The organism is Streptomyces sp. NBC_01296 (assembly GCF_035984415.1).
GTDB lineage: Bacteria > Actinomycetota > Actinomycetes > Streptomycetales > Streptomycetaceae > Streptomyces.
Map to the genome: position 1 here is coordinate 1,793,716 of NZ_CP130720.1, position 16,703 is coordinate 1,810,418.

A 16,703-nucleotide genomic window follows, 5' to 3' on the forward strand; every position below is an offset into this window, starting at 1 on the left:
GACGCCCTCAGCCCGCCCGCAGGCCGTCCTCGCGTGCGTGGATGATCTCCAGCAGCTCCGCGGCCAGGGATTTGACGGTCGTCAGACCCGCCGTCCCCCATCTGCGCGGCTCCAGGTCCACCCCGCACACGGTGCCCAGGACGATCCCCTGCCGGTCGGTCAGCGGCGCCCCCAGGTACGAGCGGACCCCGCTCTCGTCCACCACCGCGTTGCCGGCGAAGCGCGCGAAGTCCCGTACGTCCTCCAGCGCCAGCGCCCGGCGCCGCACCACCACGTGCGGGCAGTACCCGTGGTCCCGGGGCAGCACCCGCGCCGGGTAGCCGCTCGCGGGGGCGTCCGGAGCGTGGTGCAGCCCGGCGAAGAACTGCCGTTCCTCGCCGATGAAGTTGACCCCCGCGTACGGGGCCTGCAGTACGTCGGCGATCTGCCGGGCGAAGGCGTCGAGTTCCGTGTCCGCCCGTTCCCCCAGGCCCAGTTCGCGCAGCCGGACGGTGCGTGCGGGCGCCTCCCGGTCCACCGGCGTGAGCAGCAGGTGTCCGGTCGACTCGTAGTACGTCATCGCGGGTTCCCCCCATCCCAAGACTTCGCTGAAGTCGCTGAAGTCGGTGCGTTCACTGCATTCATTGAGTCCGTCTAGTCCGCCCAGTCCGCCGAAATCGGCGGCCTCGCCGACCTCTCCGTCGCCGCCGTGAAGAGCAGGTGGTGGACCAGCGCGGCCAGCGCCCCCGTCCCGGAGCTCGTCAGCCGCGCGTCGCACCGTACGACCGGCACTTCGGGCCCGAGCCCCACCGCCTCGCGGACCTCGCCGGCGGTGTAGCGGTGGCCCTCGTCGAACTCGTTGACGGCGACGATGAAGCCGATGCCGCGCCGCTCGAAGAAGTCCACGGCCGGGAAGCAGTCGTCGAGCCGGCGGGTGTCCGCGAGCACCACCGCGCCGAGCGCGCCCGCGCACAGCTCCTCCCACAGGAACCAGAAGCGCTGCTGCCCCGGCGTGCCGAAGAGGTACAGGACGTGCCGCTCGTCCAGGGTGAGCCGGCCGAAGTCGAGCGCGACGGTCGTCGACGTCTTCGCCTCGACCCCTTCGAGCGGATCGGGGCCCTCGCTCAGCCCGCTGAGCAGCTCCTCCGTGCACAGCGGCTCGATCTCGCTCACCGCGCCCACGAAGGTCGTCTTGCCCGCCCCGAACCCGCCCGCGACCAGGATCTTCAGCGTCGCGGGCAGGACGGCGGCGGGGCGGGCGTCACAGTCGTCGGCGTAGGCCATCGAGCACCGCCCGGAGCAGGTTCTGGTCGTCGGCGGCGAGGTACCCGCCGCCCGGGAACCGCGGCGCCTGCGCCGTGACGGCCCCGTATTCCATCAGGTCGGACAGCAGCACCTTCACCACCACCGCCGGCAGCCGCAGCTGTCCGGCCACCTCGGCGACGGTGACGGCCGCGGAGCCCGCGCACAGGCGCAGCGCCAGGGTGTGCTCCGTGCCGAGGGGGCCGCGCGGGCGCACCCCCGTCGCGGTCACCAGGGACAGCAGGTCGAGTGCGACCGCGGACCGGGTGCGCCCGCCACTGGCCGTGTACGGACGCATCACCCGGCCCGCCGAGCCGTCGAGCCAGGGCGTGTCGCGCGGGACCCCCGCTTCGCATGCGGCGCGGTCGGCACGCATCACGCCGGATCGCCCGCGGGCCGCCGCGGCGGGGCCGCCAGGTACGGTCGGACGCTCTTGACCAGCATCGCCATCTCGTAGCCGAGCACGCCGGCGTCGGCCTCCCGGTCGGCCAGGACCGCCAGGCAGGTGCCCGCCCCGGCGGCGGACACGAACACGAGCGTGGTGTCGAGCTCGACCACGACCTGCCGGACCTCCGCGCCGTCCCCGAACCGGGATCCGGCGCTCCGCCCGAGCGAGTACAGCCCGGACGCCAGTGCCGCCAGGTGGTCGGCGCTGTCGTTGTCGAGGCCGTGCACGCACGTGAGGAGTCCGTCCGCGGTGAGGAGTACCGCGCTGCGCGTGTACGGGACCCGCTGGACCAGGCCGCTGAGCAGCCAGTCGAGATCGGAGAGCCGACCGGTCTTCGTCGCCGCTTCGCCGCCCATGGTGGTGCGCTCCTTGCTGAGGTGAGAGGTCGGGGTCATGGCTGGTCCTCCGACTGGGCGAGGCCGAAGCCCCGTTGGAAGGCGGCCATCAGGCCCGGGTCGTGCACGGGCCGTTCGGGCGCGTCGGCCCGCCGCGGGGCGGGGGCGTCGCGCAGTTGCGGGGCGAGGTGGTGCTGGGCCCGGCGGCGGGGCAGGAGCGGCCGGTCCGGGTCCGTCCGGGCAGCCGGTACGGACACCGTCCTTGCGGATGTCCCCACGGCCGTGCCCACACCTGCGGCCAGGTCCTGCGTCACGTCCGGACCCAGGTCCAGGCCCAGGTCGAGGGTCGTCTCGACCGCCGGTGTCTGCCCCGGCTCCCGGCGCTCCGTCTCCTGCCGCACCGCCCCGGGCCGCACACGCGTGTCCGGGCCCGGCGCGGGCGGAGCCGCCCACGTCGGTGCGGCCTGCGGCGGCCGCGCGGCAGCCGGCTCGGGCTCCCGCCGGGGCTGCGGCTGCGGCGCCTGTCGCGGGACCGACTCATGTCGCGGCTGCCGCTCCGGCTCCGGCCGCACCTGTCGCTCCGGCATCGGCCGCGGCACGGCCACCCGTACGGGCTCCAGCGGGGGCATGGCGCCCCCCTCCCCGGTCCCCCACGAGGTGGCCCGGGAGCCCCCGAGCGCGTCGGCGGCGCTGGGCGCCTCCGCCCCCAGCAGTTCCTGCGGCAGCACGAGCACGGCGAGCACGCCGCCGTAGATGTTGGACTTGAGCTCGACGGCGATCCCGTGCCGGCGGGCCAGCGCCGAGACCACGAACAGGCCGATCCGCCCGTCCGCCAGCAGCTGCCGGACGCTGATCTGGTCGGGGTCGACGAGCAGCGCGTTCATCCGGCGCTGCTCCGCGGCCGGCATGCCCAGCCCGCGGTCCTCCACCTCGACGGCGATGCCCGAGGTCACCCGTGCGGCGCGCACCACCACGTCGGTGTCGGGGGCGGAGAACACGGTGGCGTTCTCGACGAGTTCGGCCAGCAGGTGCACCACGTCGGCGACGGCGTGGCCGCGTACGGTGCCGCCCTCCGGGGGCACCACCTTGACCCGCGTGTACTGCTCGACCTCCGCGACGGAGGAGCGCAGCACCTCGCTCAGGTCGACGGGCCGGGTCCACTGGCGCCGGGAGGCGGCGCCGCCGAGCACGGCCAGGTTCTCGGCGTGGCGGCGGATCCGGGTGGCGAGGTGGTCTACGTGGAAGAGCTCCCTGAGGAGGTCGGGGTCCTCGACGGTGTCCTCGAGCTCGTCGAGCAGCGAGATCTCCCGGTGCACGAGGGACTGAAGCCGGCGCGCGAGGTTGACGAAGACCTCGACCTTGCGGTCACTGTCGGACGGCGCGGCCGGGCCGGCCAGCCGTACGAGGGTGGTGTGCGCCTGTTCGCGGGCGCCGCGCAGCTCCTGGGAGAGCAGCCAGAACTCGTCCACCCGCGCCGGGTCGCTGCCGGCCGGCGGTCCCGTGGGGCCGCCGCGGACCGGGCGGGCCGGCGGCTCGCCCCGTTCCAACCGCTCGGCGGCGGTCCGCAGCTCTTGGCGGCCGCGCACGCTGGAGCGGCGCAGGGCCTCGCAGCGGTCCCGGACGGCCTTGGCGGAGCGCTGGGCCCCGAGCAGGGCGGCGGCCAGCGCGCCGACGACGAGCAGGGCGCAGCCGGCCAGGACCGGCCACAGCCGGGCGTCCCGCTCCCCCGCGCCCCCGCCGAGCTGCAGCGTGAAGATGACCGCGGCGGCTCCGCTGAGCGCCGCGGCGAGCGTCGGCAGCAGGGCGGCGCGGACCAACTGGGGGAGTATCTGCCGCCCGGGACCGGTGACGGCGTGTCTCGACGGGGCGTGGCGGGCGGCGCGGAGTCCGGACATCGGCGTCCTCTACGTGGGGCCCGGGCTTCCAGGGGTTCCGGGGCCCGGTGTTGATCACCGGATACCCACGCTAGACCGCACGATCCCGCCCCTGACAGCCAGTTGGGGAACTTGACCTGGCTGCTTCCCGCTCCTGGCGGAGCGCTCGTACGACAGCCCGAATCCGCCGGGGGCGCACGTCCGCCGCCGCCGTACGCGACGCACGACCCCCGAACGGGCGGCTGCTCCGGCCCGATCGACGAGACACCCCCTAGGAGCCGACGGCCTCCGGTTCCTCGTGCGCCACGGCCGGCGGCTGCGCGGTCGCGACCGGGCGGGTCGGCGTGGCGGGCACCGGGGCCGACGCCACGAACGGGCGCCACCACGGCTCGCTCGGGGCGTCCGCGTCGCCCGGCTCGAACGGCTGGCCCGGGATCGGCAGCGCGATCGCCGCCCCGGTGGCCCCGGCCGCGGTCACGGTGCCCTCACCGGGCTCGTCCCACGGGTGCGGGGCCAGGTTGAAGGTGCCCCAGTGGATCGGCAGCATCGTGCCGTGCGGGATCCCGCCCTGGAGGTCGAGGTGGGCGCGCATGCCCTCCTCGGGGGTCATGTGGATGTCCGGCCAGTACTCCGAGTAGGCCCCGATCTGGATCATCGTGGCGTCGAAGGGGCCGTGCTCGGCGCCGATCTCCCCGAACCCGGGGAAGTAGCCGGTGTCGCCGCTGTGGAAGATCCGGTGCTCGTCGCCCGCGACGACCCAGGAGGCCCACAGGGTGTTCTGCTGGTTGCGCAGGCCGCGCCCGCAGAAGTGCCGGGCGGGAGTGGCCGTCAGCGAGAGGCCCGCGATCTTGGTGCCCTCGTTCCAGTCGAGCTCGCGCAGCCGGTCCGCAGACACCCCCCAGCGCTCCAGGTGGGCGCCGACGCCGAGCGGGACGGCGAAGACCGTGTCCGTACCGGCCAGCTCCTTGATGGTCGGCAGGTCGAGGTGGTCGTAGTGGTCGTGCGAGATCACCACGACGTCGACCGGACCCAGCGAGGCCAGCGGTACGGGTACGGGGTGCAGCCGCTTGGGCCCGGCGAACGGGAAGGGGGAACACCGCTCACCCCACACCGGGTCGAACAGCACCCGCCGCCCGTCGATCTCCGCGAGTACGCCCGAGTGCCCCATCCAGGTCAGGCGCAGCCCGCTGACCGGCGGCTTCGCCAGCTCGGCGAGGGTCGTCGGGTAGACCGGGATGGGAGCTCCGGGGTTCCGCCGGAGCCGCTGCTCCTTGTGGAAGTAGATCTTGGCGAACTCCATCATGGAGCCGGAAGGCCTGGTCTGGGCCCCGACCGGGTTCTGGAAGACGCCGTCGGCGAAGTTCGGCGAGCGGTGGATCCGCTCCAGGCGTGCGCCGGACGGATCCGCGCCGAAGGCTTCGGGCCGCAGGGCGCGCAGCCGTGGACGCAGGGGACGGGAGCCGGTCAAAGCGCCTCCTGGGAGGGTGGGACGGATGGGCGTGAGGGGCCGTACTGGTTTCCGGTCTATCACCATGCCAACGCGCACCGGCCCCGAAGGATTCCGCCGCGCGTCCCCATCCTCCTGCCCCCGTCCCGGTCCCCTGCTCGGCCACCCCGCGGCTGCCGCGCCGGGCTACAGCGGCAGCAGGTCCGGACGCTTCGCCTCCACGTGGTCCCCGGAGGACTCCCCGCGCAGCCGCCGCCCGATCCACGGCACCAGGTACTCCCGCGCCCACTGGATGTTGTCCCGGGTCACGTCCACCGAGCCGCGCGGCTGTTGCGGCGGCCACGGCTGGTCGGGGTCGGCCGGCACCTCGAACCCGAGCACCTGGGCGGCGCGCAGCGCGACCCGGGTGTGTCCCTCGGGCGAGAGGTGCAGCCGGTCGTCGTCCCAAGCACGCCGATCCTGTACGGACTTCAGCGACCAGAGGTCGAGCACCGGGCAGTCGTAGCGGTCGGCGATGGCGCGCACATGGGCGCTGTACGTGGCCACCTTGCCCCGGAGGTGCTTGAGGACCGGCACGCCCCGGGTGTCGAATCCGGTGGTGATCATGACGTGGCCGACGGCTCCGGTGAGGTCGGCGACGGCCGCCTCGAACCGCTCCGCCACGTCGTCCGGGTCACTGCCGGGCCGGATGATGTCGTTGCCGCCGGCGCAGAAGCTCACCAGGTCGGGTGCGAGCTCCTTGGCCCGGGGGACCTGTTCGGCCACGATCTGGTCGAGGAGGCGCCCCCGCACGGCCAGGTTCGCGTACCGGAATTCGTGTTCGTCGCGCTGATCGGCCAGGAGTACGGCCAGCCGGTCCGCCCAGCCGAGAAAGGTCTCCCCGGGCCCCGGGTCCCCCACACCCTCGGTGAAGCTGTCCCCGATCGCCGCGTACGAGCCGATGGTTTTGAGTGTCGTCTTCGTCGCTGCCACGAGAACACATCTTTCACCCCGGTGCGTGACCTACGCCATCGTAGGAAGGGGTTGACGGGCCGTGATCTATACCACCTGGTCAGTCCGGAATAACAGGGCGTGAGGCCGGGACCCCCCTCGGGTCCCGGCCTCACGTGTCCGGTTGCCTCGCTCCGACGGCGGGAGCCGTCAGATGCTCACGCCCTTGGAGCGGAGGTAGGCCAGCGGGTCGATGTCCGAGCCGTAGGACGGCCCGGTGCGGATCTCGAAGTGCAGGTGCGGGCCGGTCGAGTTGCCGGTGGAGCCGGAGAGGCCGATGGTCTGGCCGCCGGTGACGCTCTGGCCGGCGGAGACGGAGAGCTGGGACAGGTGGCCGTACTGGGAGTACTTGCCGTCCGCGTGCCGGATGACGACCTCGTTGCCGTACGCGCCCGCCCAGCCGGCGGAGACCACGGTGCCCGCGCCCACGGCCCGGACGGTGGTGCCGGAGCTCGCGATGAAGTCGACACCGGTGTGGTAGCCGCTGGACCACATGGCGCCGGGGGTCTTGTACTGGGTGGAGATCCCGCCGCCGACGGGGGCGACGAAGCCGGCGGCGCTGACCGTACCGGCGGCGGACTTGGCGGCGGTGCTCTTCTTGGCGGGCGCGGCGGCGGCCGCGGCCGCGGGGGCGGCGGGGGCCGGCGCGGCGTCCGCGGACCCCTTGTCGTCGGAGGAGGAGGCCGAGGCCGAGGCCGAGGACTTCTTCGCCGGGGCCGGAGCGGACTGCGCGGCCGGCGCCGCCTCGCCCGGCGCACCGAGGGTCAGCTTCAGCCCGGGGTGGATCAGCGACGGGTTGGTGCCGACTGCCTCGCGGTTGTCGGCGTACAGCTGCTGCCAGCCGCCCGAGAGGTGGCGGTCCTGGGCGATCTTGGAGAGGTAGTCGCCCGGCACGACCGTGTAGACGGCCGGCGCGGCCTGCGCGGCAGCGGCGGGCGCGGCCTGCAGCGCCACCGGAACCTGCAGGGCCTGCACGGGAGCCGCGGCGGGGGCGGCGGCCGGGGCGCCGGCCGCGTGGGCGCCGGCGGCACCCAGCAGCGGCAGCGCGAGGGCCGCACCACCGGTGCCTGCGACGGCGAAGCCGCGCGCCATGGAACGGGACTTGGGACGGCGGTGCTTACCCTTTGCAGGCATGGCGAATTCCTCTCCGTCGCCTGCGAGGTGAGCTGTCGGGTTCGGACTGGAGATGTCCGGCCGCACATGAACGGAACATGTACGGCTTCACCCCGAGCTGCACCGATACAAAGATCGGGCACAGCGGCTTACCTGGTTCCCCCGCTCCTGCCGCGCGCGTGAATAGTCGGGTGCGGTTCCCGGACGGCGGCAGGATTCGGCGGTCCATCCGGATCGATCGCGAAGGTAATCGAGTTCCGCCGCACGGAACAAGCCACGAATTTCCTGACGGATTCACAGGCCGCGGATTTCGACGGAATTCCGGTCACCCTCCGTCCATTCCCCGCCGCCAACAACCGCCCCGGCCGGGCCTTTCGGCTTCGACGATCAGGCACTCACGGTCACCGTATGATCTGGCTCACGGGGCTGCGCCCGATCTCGCCTCCAGTGATGGCAAGTTGGTCCCAACCAGCGCAATTCGGACATCCCACGACGACGCCGAGGAGTTCCCGTGACCCAGCAGATACCCCAGCCCCCGCGGACGGAGCCCCTGCCGGAGCCGGAGCTGGCCGGAGTGCGCAACTTCCGTGATGTGGGCGGCCTGCCGACCGCCGACGGACGGAGGGTCAAGCCAGGAAAACTATTCCGTAGCGGACATCTGGCACATGCCACCGAAACCGATGCAGAATTCCTCACATCGCTCGGCCTGCACACCGTCTTCGACTTCCGCAACCACGCCGACCACGCTCTGGAGGGGCCCGACATCGAGCTCCCCGGCGTACGGAACGTCAACATCCCGCTGTCGGATCCGGCCGCCGGCAAAGAATTCTGGAAGATGGTCCGCGACGGCGGCGTCGAACAGCTCCGTGGACTCCTCGGCGACGGAAAGGCCGCCGCCCGGATGACCAACTCGTACCGCGCGATGATCGAGAACCGCACCGCCGAGCACAGCCGGGTCGTCCACGCCCTCGCCGAGGACAGCGTGCCGGCGCTCATGCACTGCGCGGCCGGCAAGGACCGGGCCGGCCTGTCGATCGCCGTCACCCTGCTCGCGCTGGGCGTCGAGCGCGGCGCGATCGTGGCGGACTACCTGGAGTCCAACGCCCCGCACCGTCGCTACCGCGTGCGCCGCGGCAGCGACGCGCCCGAGGCCCGCTCCCCCGAGGTGATGGAGCTGCTCGCCCCGCTCTTCGACGCCCGCGCCGAGTACCTGAGGGCGGCCTTCGACACCATCGACGAGCACTGGGGCGGGGTGGACCGGTACCTCGCCGAGGGCCTCGGACTCACGCCCGAGACCCTCGACCGGCTGCGGGATCAGCTGCTCGAGCGATAACCCGAGCGACAGCCCGGCCGACGACGCCGCCGCCGCCGCCGGGAGACGATCGAAGAGAGCAGGCCGTCAGCCGCCGGCGACGGCCTGCTTCACCAGCGTCCTGCCGAAGTCCCACATCAGAGCGCCCCCGCCGTGTGCCTCGTCCATGACCGCGCGGAAGGCGCCGACGAACCGGTCGACGTCCCGCTCGTCCACGATCAGCGGCGGGATGAGCTTGATGACCTCCAGATGGTCGCCGGAGACCTGCGCCAGGATCCGGTGCTTCTGCAGCAGCGGCACCACGACCATCTGGGCGAAGAGCCCCTTGCGGGCCGCCTGGAGCATGGTCCACCGGCTGCGCAGCCCGAGCGAGGACGGCCGCCCGAACTCGATGCCGATCATCAGGCCGCGCCCCCGTACCTCGTGGAGCAGCTCGTACTCGTCCACGAGCGCCGCGAGCCGCCCGCGCAGCAGGTCGCCCATCGCGCGGGCGTTCGCGACCACCGACTCGTCCTCCATGACGGAGAGCACCGCCAGCCCGGCCGCCATCGCCTGCGCGTTGGATCCGAAGCTGGCGGAGTGCACCAGCACCCGGTCCATGGACGAATAGACCTTTTTGAAGATCCAGTCCTTGCCCAGGGTCGCGCCGACCGGCACATAGCCGCCCGACAGCGCCTTGGCCACGCACACCAGGTCCGGCTCCACGCCCGGCTCGTGCTGGTACGCGTAGAAATCACCGGTCCGGCCGAGGCCCGTCTGCACCTCGTCCGCGATCAGCAGCGCCTTGTGCCGGTGCAGCAGCTCCTGCGCCGCGAGCAGGAACCCGGGCGGGGCCGCGAGCACGCCCTTGCCCTGGACCGGTTCGACGACGAAGGCGGCGACGTCGCCCCGCTTCAGCTCCCGCTCCAGGGCGGCCAGGTCCCCGAGGGCGATCTTCGTATCGGGCAGCAGCGGCGCGAAGCCGTCCCGGAACCCGCCCTCCCCGTTGACCGAGAGCGCGCCCGTGGTCAGCCCGTGGAAGGCGTGGTCGCAGTAGAGGACCCTCGTTCGCCCGGTGGCGTACCGGGCGAACTTCAGGGCGGTCTCCACGGCCTCGGTGCCGCTGTTGCCGAAGAAGACCCGGTCCAGGTGCGGGCTGTACGAGAGCAGTTTCTCCGCCAGCAGCCCGGGCAGCGGCTGGCAGTCGAACCGGGTCAGGTCGGCGAGCTGTGCGTCCAGGACGTCGTGCAGGGCCCGGCGGACCACCGGGTGGTGGCGGCCCAGGCCCATCACGCCGAAGCCGCCCAGCATGTCCAGGTAGTCGTTGCCGTCGGCGTCCCAGAAGTGCGCGCCTTCGGCCCGTACGTAGACCTTGTCGAAGCCGATCGTGTGCAGCATCCGGGGCAGCTGGTGGTTGAGGTGCCTGGTGTGCAGCTCGTACCGTTCCCCGCCCCGCTCGTCGAGCAGGGCGCGGAGGTCGAAGCCGGTCACGGCTTCTCCCGGTTCCCCGAGACCGTCTCCCGGGCCGCGCGCAGGGACTCCTTGAGGGAGCCCATGGTGGCGAGGACGGCGGTGGGCTCGTAGCCGCAGTGCGCCATGCAATTCGCGCAGCGCGGGTCCTTTCCGCGGCCGTACTTGCTCCAGTCGGTCTCCTCGATCAGCTCCCGGTACGTCGGCACGTAGCCGTCGCTCATCAGATAGCAGGGGCGCTGCCAGCCGAAGAGGGAGTAATTGGGAATGGCCCAGGCGGTGCAGGGGAAATCCGCCTTGCCTTCAAGGAAGTCGAGGAAGAGCGGGGAGTGGTTGAGCCGCCAGCGCGCCCGGTTTCCGCCCGCGAAGGCCTTCTTGAAGAGTTCCCTGGTCTGTTCGACGCCCAGGAAGTGCTCCTGGTCAGGGGCCTTTTCGTAGGCGTAGGCGGGCGAGATCATCATTTCGTCGACCTTGAGGTCGTCATTGAGGTAGTTGAGCACCTCGATGATCGTCTGGGGGGTGTCGGTGTTGAAGAAGGTGGAGTTGGTGGTGACCCGGAACCCGCGCCGCTTCGCCTCCTTGATGGCGGCGACCGCCTCGTCGAAGACGCCTTCCTTGGCGACCGACTCGTCGTGCCGTTCGCGCAGCCCGTCGATGTGCACGGCGAAGGCGAAGTACGGGGACGGGGTGAACTTCTCGATCTTCTTGCGCAGCAGCATCGCGTTGGTGCAGAGGAACACGTACTTCCGCTTGGCCACCAACTGCCGCACGATCTCGTCGATCTGCGGGTGCATCAGGGGCTCGCCGCCCGCGATGGACACCATGGGCGCGCCCGACTCCAGGACGGCGCCGACCGCCTGGGCGACCGGCATGCGCTGCTTGAGCACGCCCGCCGGGTGCTGGATCTTCCCGCACCCCTCGCAGGCCAGATTGCAGGCGTAGAGCGGCTCCAGCTCGACGATCAGCGGGAACTTCTCACGCTTGCGGAGCTTCTGTTCGAGAAGATACGTCCCGACCCTGATGGTCTGTCGCAGTGGCATGGCCATCTGGCTCACCTCCTGGGGAGCAGCAAAGAACGGTGCCAGTCATGAAACGCGGGCAGTACGGCACGCAGTACGCGGAAGGCCGATATTCCACCGCGGAACGTGCCGATACGGACGAGCTCATGCTCCGGAGCGTCCACGATCACCCGGACGGCCGCAACCGGACGGTTCCAGCCATCTGCGGCGGCCCGGGTGGCCGTCCACAGGGTGGCCGCGGACTCCATGTCGACCGCGATCGCGCCGGTGGCGCGCAGCTGGGCGCGCTCCTGGCCGCGGACGACGTGGTCGGATCCGGTCAGTGCGCCGGTGTGCACGGTCCGGCCGGGAGCGGCCCGGGCCAGTGCCTCGGCGAGCAGGGTGGTGCCGTCGCACGTGACGGCGCCCCGCGGGTCCCGGGTCTCCTCGGCGACGACGAGGTCGCCGGGGCTCATGCCGGGGACCAGTCCGGCGCAGAACCCGGTGGCGAGGACGGGGGCCCGGTGCAGCCCCGGCTCGGCGAGCGCCCGGCCGACGGCCCGCTCGGCGGCGCGCGGGCCCATGCCCGTACGCAGCACGGCGTAGCCCGGTTCGGGGCGGGCGGCGCCGCGGCCGCCGCCGCTGCGCAGGGCCGCCTGCTCGATGCGCAGGGCGCAGGCGACCAGCAGCGGGGCGGGGGGCGACCCGGCGGGCGGCGGCGCGGGCCCGCCGGCCCGGGCGGCCGCCATCACGCCTCCCCCGGCGCGAAGGGTTCCCCGTACAGGTAGCGGCCGAGCGCGGTGAGCGGGAACACCTGCCGGTACAGGTGGTAGTTGATGGAGAAGTCCCAGGGGAAGCCGGTGCCGGTGAAGTACGGCTCGTCCCAGGAGCCGTCCCCCCGCTGGGTCTCCACCAGGTACCCGATGCCCCGTTCGACGGCCTTGCCGTCCCGCTCCCCCGCCGACAGCAGCGCCATGAGCGCCCAGGCGGTCTGCGAGGCGGTCGAGGCGCCCTTCCCGGCCCACTGCGGGTCCTTGTACGAGCGCTGGTCCTCGCCCCATCCGCCGTCCTCGTTCTGTACGGATTCCAGCCAGCGCACGGCCCGCCGGATCGCAGGATGCGCCGGGGCGAAGCCCGCGGCCGTCAGGGCCGGAACCACCGACCCCGTCCCGTACACGTAGTTGGTGCCCCAGCGGCCGAACCAGGCCCCGGTGGGCTCCTGTTCGGCGAGCAGCCAGGTGATGCCGCGCCGGGTGCGCGGGTCGGCGGCCTTGCCCTCGACAGCGAGCATCTCCACCACGTGGGCGGTGACGTCGGCCGACGGCGGGTCGATGACCTCGCCGAAGTCGCAGAACGGCAGCCGGTTCGGGAAGGGGCTGGTGTTGTCGGCGTCGAAGGCGCCCCAGGCCCCGTTCCGGGACTGCATGCCGAGGTTCCAGGAGACCCCTCGGGCGATGGCGGCTTCGACCCTGGCCGGCTCCGGGTGCCGGATCCGGCGCAGGGCGAGGACCACCTCGGCGGTGTCGTCGATGTCGGGGTAGGTGTCGTTGTGGAACTCGAACGCCCAGCCGCCGGGGGCGAGTCCGGGCCTGCGGACCGCCCAGTCGCCGGTGCGGACGATCTCCTCGCCGAGCATCCAGTCGGCGGCCTTCACCAGGGCCGGGTGGTCGGCAGGCAGGCCCGCGTCGGCCAGGGCGATGGCGGCGAGGCAGGTGTCCCAGACCGGGGACTGGCAGGCCTCGATCATCCGGGTGGGGGCACCTCCCCGGCCGTCGGGCCCGGTGGGACCGTCCTCGCGCCACACCGCGAACCGGTCGAGGGACTCCAGCCCGGCCCGCATCACCGGGTGGGCGAGGTCGTACCCGAGCAGGTGCAGGGCGATGACGGAGTACACGGCGGGTGGCTGGATCCCGCCCCAGCAGCCGTCGTTCTCCTGGCGCTCGATGATCCAGCGGGCGGCGGTGTCCATCGCGGCCTTGCGCAGCCGGCGCGGGGCGAACCGGCGGTAGAGGTGCAGGGCCTTGTCCATCCGCTGGAAGGCGCCCTCCCAACTGGCCAGCGGGGCCGGGCGCTTGGCGGCGTACGGGCGCCGCGCGTCGGTGTGCAGCTCGTCGAGGGCGAACGGGGCCGGGCGCACGGGGCGATGGGCGGAGACCACGGTCAGCGGCACGATGGTCTGGCGGGCCCAGCAGCCGAAGTCGTAGATGTTCAGCGGCACCCACGGCGGCAGGAAGACCAGCTCGGGCGGGAGTTCGGGCAGGTGGTCCCAGCTCCACCAGCCGAACAGGGCCAGCCAGATCCGGGTGAAGACGCGGGCGGCGGCGATCCCGCCGTGGGCCCGGACCCAGACCGAGGCGCGGGCCATGTGCGGGGCGTCGGGGGCGTCGCCGGCGAGCCGCAGGGCGACGTACGCCTCGATGGTGGCGGAGAGTTCGGGCGGTCCGCCGTGGAAGGTGGCCCAGGTGCCGTCCTCGTGCTGCTCGCCCCGGATGAAGAGGGCGGCGGCCTGCGTGGTGGCCTCGTCCCGGATCCCGAGGAACTGCCGCAGCAGCAGGTCCTCGGCGTCCATGGTGACGTTGGTCTCCAGATCGCCCTTCCACCACCCGGCCGCGTCCTGGCGCGCCAGCAGGTGCCGGGTGGCCCGCGCGGCGGCCTCGTGCGCACCCTGCACCGTGTCCGGCATGGTGAAGTCCGGGTCGGCGCCGGGGGTACCGGCACCGTCGGTCGTCGCTGTCATGGCTTCCCCTTACGTGGCAGTGGTCCTCTGCTGTGCTGGGGTATGCCGTCGGCCGGGTGCTCCTGTCAGGTGGCGCCGGCCGGCGACTCGCGCGTCATATCCCTGCTCGGGTGGCGATCACCTCTTGCGCACGACGACGAAGTCGGCGAGGGCGACGAGCTGTTCGCGCACCTGCTGCGGCATGTCCACGTCGTCCAGCGCGCGGATGGCGATCGCGTGCTGGCGGCGCGCCTCCTCGGCAGTCCACTCGCGCCCGCCCGCGGCCTCGATGAGCGCGGCGCGGGCAGCGAACTCCTCCTCGGAGAAGTTCTCGAAGTCGTTGCTCTTGGCGTCGGCGGCGAGCAGCTGCGCGAGCTCCTCGCAGGCGGGTCCGCCCGCCGCGAGGGCGGCGACGACCGGCAGGGACTTCTTGCGCTGGCGCAGGTCGCTCCAGGTCTGCTTGCCGGTGGCCTCGGGGTCGCCCCAGATGCCGAGGAGGTCGTCGACGGCCTGGAAGGCGAGGCCGAGGTGGTAGCCGTACTCCTCCAGCTTGTCGGCCGTACGGTCGTCCGCGCCGCCGAGGACGGCGCCGATGGAGACCGCGCAGGCGAGCAGGGCGCCGGTCTTGTTGCCCTCCATCTCCAGGCACTCCTCGACGCTGACGCGCTCGCGGTGCTCGTAGGAGATGTCCTGGGCCTGGCCGTCGATGAGCTTGCGGCTGGCGGTGGTCAGCCGGCGGGCGGCGCGGCCGGCCTCGACGGTGCCGAGTTCCAGCAGGACCTCGTTGGCGAGGGCGAAGAGCGCGTCGCCGACCAGGATCGCGAGCGCCGGGCCGTGCACCTTCCACACCGTGTCGCGGTGGCGGCGCTGCTCGTCGCCGTCCATCAGGTCGTCGTGCAGCAGCGAGAAGTTGTGGACGAGCTCGACGGCGACCGCGCCGGGGATGCCGACCTCGGCCGCGGCTCCCGCAGCCTCGGCGGAGAGCAGCGCGAGGGCGGGGCGGACGGCCTTGCCGCCGTCGCCGTCCGCCGCGTTGCCCTGGGCGTCGATCCAGCCGAAGTGGTACGCGGCGACGGTGTCCATGGGCGCCGCGAGCCGGTCGACCGCGGCGCGGAGCACGGGGGTCGACAGCGCGCGGCCGCGCTCCAGGAGGGCGAGCGTGTCCGCCTTCTCGACGCCCCCTCCGGCTGCGCCGTTGCCGGCATCCGTGTTCTCGACAGCCGGGTTCCCCGGGTTCACTGGCTCTCCTCTGTGTCCTGTACGTGCTGCTGCGGTCGTGCTGGTGGTCGTCATGCCGCCTCCTGCAGGGGGTGCTCCCGGTGGCGGCCGAGTGCGGCGAGTGCGGCGTGCGCCGCGCTCAGTCCGCTGCGGACAGCGCCCTCCATGGTCGCGGGCCAACCGGTGGCGGTCCACGCACCGGCGAGGTAGAGGCCCGGCGTGTCGGTCCGCGCCCCGGGGCGCAGCCGGCCGACGCCGGGGGTGGGGGCGAACGTGGCCGTCCGCTCCCGGGTGACGAAGAAGTCCCGTACCTTGGCGCCCCGCGCGGCCGGCAGCAGCCGTTCCAGCTCGGGCAGGTACTTCGTGCGCAGTTCCGAGACGGGCTCGTCGATGTCGTCCTGGGCGGCCGACTGGGACAGCGCCAGGTACTGGCCGCCGTCGGGCAGCCCTGAGGCGTCGGTGCGGTCGAAGACCCACTGGACCGGGGAGCCGAGCGCGGCGAAGAAGGGCTGCTTGAGCACCTTGCGGTCGTAGACCACGTGGACGTTGAGGATGGGCGCGGTGCCGATGTCGAGGAGCTTGTCCGGGTCGGCGAGCGCGCCGGGCGGCAGCAGTCCGTGGGCCTCGCGCTGTGGGACGGCGAGGACGACGGTGCCCGCGTCGAGGGACTCGCCCTCGGTGTCGACGCGCCAGTTCCCGTCCTGCGTACGGGAGATGGAGGTGACGCGGGTGCGCAGTTCGGTGCGTACGCCGGCGGCGTCGAGCTGCTTGCGGGCGAGGGTGTCGTGCAGGTCGCCGAGCGGGACCGAGGCCCAGCCGATGTCGGCGGCGCCGTTCTCGGAGAGCAGGCCGGTTTTGAAGACCATGGCGGCCAGGCCCAGCGAGCACTGGTCGGCGGTGGCGTTGAGCGTGGCGATGCCGACGAGGTCCCACAGGGCCTCGATGGTGCGCGGGCTCTGGCCGTAGCGCCCGAGCCAGGTCGCGAAGTCCAGGCCGTCCAGCGCCGGGTCGGCGGGGTCGAGCCGGCGCAGCGCGAGGGCGGCGCGGCCGACGCTGACGCGCTCGGCGAGCGAGAGGTGAGGGTAGCGGGCCAGGGAGCTCGCCAGGTGCAGGGGTACGGGCAGGGCGGTGCGGCGCAGCCTGCCCAGGCGCGGTCCGCCGGGGTGGGCGACGTCGAGTACGGGTACGTCGAGCCGGTCCTGCAGCGGTGCGAGGGCGGCGCCGTCGATGCGGTCGAGGAACCACCGGTAGGCGGTGCAGCAGCGCAGGTAGACGTGCTGGCCGTTGTCGACGGTGAGCTCGCCGCGCTTGAAGGAGAAGGCCAGCCCGCCCAGCCGCGGACGGCCTTCGAGCAGGGTGACCTGCACTCCCGCGTCGGCGAGTTCGAGGGCGGCCGTCACTCCGGCGAGGCCTGCGCCGATGACGACGGCGCGGTTGTCGCTGCCGCTCATGAGCCCTCCCCGGTGCCGTGGCCTGCAGCGCCCGCCTGGAGGGACGCGGCCGCGCGCACGGGGGTTGCGTC

At 73.0% G+C, this 16,703-nt stretch carries 15 protein-coding genes and 1 riboswitch; of the genes, 1 reads left to right on the plus strand and 14 read right to left on the minus strand.

The features are described from left to right. Window positions 1–7 precede the first annotated feature (7 nt). From OG299_RS08405 to OG299_RS08440, 8 genes are all read right to left on the minus strand, one after another. Window positions 8–559, minus strand: coding sequence for a GAF domain-containing protein (locus OG299_RS08405; RefSeq protein WP_266635006.1), 552 nt, complete (start codon window positions 557–559; stop codon window positions 8–10). 74 nt (window positions 560–633) lie between these two features. Beyond that, window positions 634–1,263: a GTP-binding protein gene (locus OG299_RS08410; RefSeq protein WP_327361095.1), complete on the minus strand. Its 630-nt coding sequence runs from the start codon at window positions 1,261–1,263 to the stop codon at window positions 634–636. Then, window positions 1,241–1,657 (minus strand): DUF742 domain-containing protein, encoded by a 417-nt coding sequence (locus OG299_RS08415; protein WP_327361096.1) that lies wholly within the window; start codon window positions 1,655–1,657, stop codon window positions 1,241–1,243. The genes OG299_RS08410 and OG299_RS08415 overlap by 23 nt, the downstream gene beginning before the upstream one ends. Further along, complete coding sequence (locus tag OG299_RS08420; RefSeq protein WP_266635889.1) at window positions 1,657–2,085, minus strand: roadblock/LC7 domain-containing protein; 429 nt, start codon at window positions 2,083–2,085, stop codon at window positions 1,657–1,659. Before OG299_RS08420 ends, OG299_RS08415 begins: the two co-directional genes overlap by 1 nt. A gap of 35 nt (window positions 2,086–2,120) precedes the next feature. Next, window positions 2,121–3,959, minus strand: coding sequence for a sensor histidine kinase (locus OG299_RS08425; RefSeq protein WP_327361097.1), 1,839 nt, complete (start codon window positions 3,957–3,959; stop codon window positions 2,121–2,123). 250 nt (window positions 3,960–4,209) lie between these two features. Then, on the minus strand, window positions 4,210–5,406 hold the full coding sequence (locus OG299_RS08430; RefSeq protein WP_327361098.1) for an MBL fold metallo-hydrolase: 1,197 nt from the start codon (window positions 5,404–5,406) through the stop codon (window positions 4,210–4,212). Between the two features lie 165 nt (window positions 5,407–5,571). After that, window positions 5,572–6,357, minus strand: a complete 786-nt coding sequence (locus OG299_RS08435; protein WP_266634997.1) for an SGNH/GDSL hydrolase family protein — start codon at window positions 6,355–6,357, stop codon at window positions 5,572–5,574. 168 nt (window positions 6,358–6,525) lie between these two features. After that, on the minus strand, window positions 6,526–7,509 hold the full coding sequence (locus OG299_RS08440; protein WP_327361099.1) for a LysM peptidoglycan-binding domain-containing M23 family metallopeptidase: 984 nt from the start codon (window positions 7,507–7,509) through the stop codon (window positions 6,526–6,528). Window positions 7,510–7,511: 2 nt separating this feature from the next. Further along, a riboswitch (cyclic di-AMP (ydaO/yuaA leader) is annotated at window positions 7,512–7,688 on the minus strand. A 311-nt stretch (window positions 7,689–7,999) separates the two neighbouring features. On the opposite strand from OG299_RS08440, the gene OG299_RS08445 reads away from it, so the two are divergent. Continuing rightward, on the plus strand, window positions 8,000–8,821 hold the full coding sequence (locus OG299_RS08445; protein ID WP_327361101.1) for a tyrosine-protein phosphatase: 822 nt from the start codon (window positions 8,000–8,002) through the stop codon (window positions 8,819–8,821). A gap of 66 nt (window positions 8,822–8,887) precedes the next feature. Here the strand turns inward: OG299_RS08445 and OG299_RS08450 are convergent, their stop codons facing one another. The 6 genes from OG299_RS08450 to hpnE form a co-directional block, all read right to left on the minus strand. Next, on the minus strand, window positions 8,888–10,270 hold the full coding sequence (locus OG299_RS08450; protein WP_327361102.1) for an aspartate aminotransferase family protein: 1,383 nt from the start codon (window positions 10,268–10,270) through the stop codon (window positions 8,888–8,890). Then, on the minus strand, window positions 10,267–11,295 hold the full coding sequence (gene hpnH / locus OG299_RS08455) for an adenosyl-hopene transferase HpnH (RefSeq protein ID WP_327361103.1): 1,029 nt from the start codon (window positions 11,293–11,295) through the stop codon (window positions 10,267–10,269). Before hpnH ends, OG299_RS08450 begins: the two co-directional genes overlap by 4 nt. Before the next feature lie 5 nt (window positions 11,296–11,300). Next, on the minus strand, window positions 11,301–11,996 hold the full coding sequence (locus OG299_RS08460; RefSeq protein ID WP_266634987.1) for a phosphorylase family protein: 696 nt from the start codon (window positions 11,994–11,996) through the stop codon (window positions 11,301–11,303). Further along, complete coding sequence (shc, locus tag OG299_RS08465) at window positions 11,996–13,930, minus strand: squalene--hopene cyclase (protein ID WP_405706187.1); 1,935 nt, start codon at window positions 13,928–13,930, stop codon at window positions 11,996–11,998. Before shc ends, OG299_RS08460 begins: the two co-directional genes overlap by 1 nt. 171 nt (window positions 13,931–14,101) lie before the next feature. Continuing rightward, the gene (locus OG299_RS08470; protein ID WP_389867322.1) at window positions 14,102–15,202 is read right to left on the minus strand and encodes a polyprenyl synthetase family protein; all 1,101 of its coding nucleotides are present in this window, start codon (window positions 15,200–15,202) and stop codon (window positions 14,102–14,104) included. Window positions 15,203–15,252: 50 nt separating this feature from the next. After that, window positions 15,253–16,632: a hydroxysqualene dehydroxylase HpnE gene (gene hpnE / locus OG299_RS08475; protein ID WP_327361105.1), complete on the minus strand. Its 1,380-nt coding sequence runs from the start codon at window positions 16,630–16,632 to the stop codon at window positions 15,253–15,255. Window positions 16,633–16,703 lie beyond the last annotated feature (71 nt).

Coding starts and splice junctions, on each gene's coding strand:
- OG299_RS08405 (WP_266635006.1), bottom strand. CDS start 559: ATGACGTACTACGAGTCGACCGGACACCTGCTGCTCACGCCGGTGGAC.
- OG299_RS08410 (WP_327361095.1), bottom strand. CDS start 1,263: ATGGCCTACGCCGACGACTGTGACGCCCGCCCCGCCGCCGTCCTGCCC.
- OG299_RS08415 (WP_327361096.1), bottom strand. CDS start 1,657: ATGCGTGCCGACCGCGCCGCATGCGAAGCGGGGGTCCCGCGCGACACG.
- OG299_RS08420 (WP_266635889.1), bottom strand. CDS start 2,085: ATGGGCGGCGAAGCGGCGACGAAGACCGGTCGGCTCTCCGATCTCGAC.
- OG299_RS08425 (WP_327361097.1), bottom strand. CDS start 3,959: ATGTCCGGACTCCGCGCCGCCCGCCACGCCCCGTCGAGACACGCCGTC.
- OG299_RS08440 (WP_327361099.1), bottom strand. CDS start 7,509: ATGCCTGCAAAGGGTAAGCACCGCCGTCCCAAGTCCCGTTCCATGGCG.
- hpnH (WP_327361103.1), bottom strand. CDS start 11,295: ATGGCCATGCCACTGCGACAGACCATCAGGGTCGGGACGTATCTTCTC.
- OG299_RS08460 (WP_266634987.1), bottom strand. CDS start 11,996: ATGGCGGCCGCCCGGGCCGGCGGGCCCGCGCCGCCGCCCGCCGGGTCG.
- shc (WP_405706187.1), bottom strand. CDS start 13,930: ATGCCGGACACGGTGCAGGGTGCGCACGAGGCCGCCGCGCGGGCCACC.
- hpnE (WP_327361105.1), bottom strand. CDS start 16,632: ATGAGCGGCAGCGACAACCGCGCCGTCGTCATCGGCGCAGGCCTCGCC.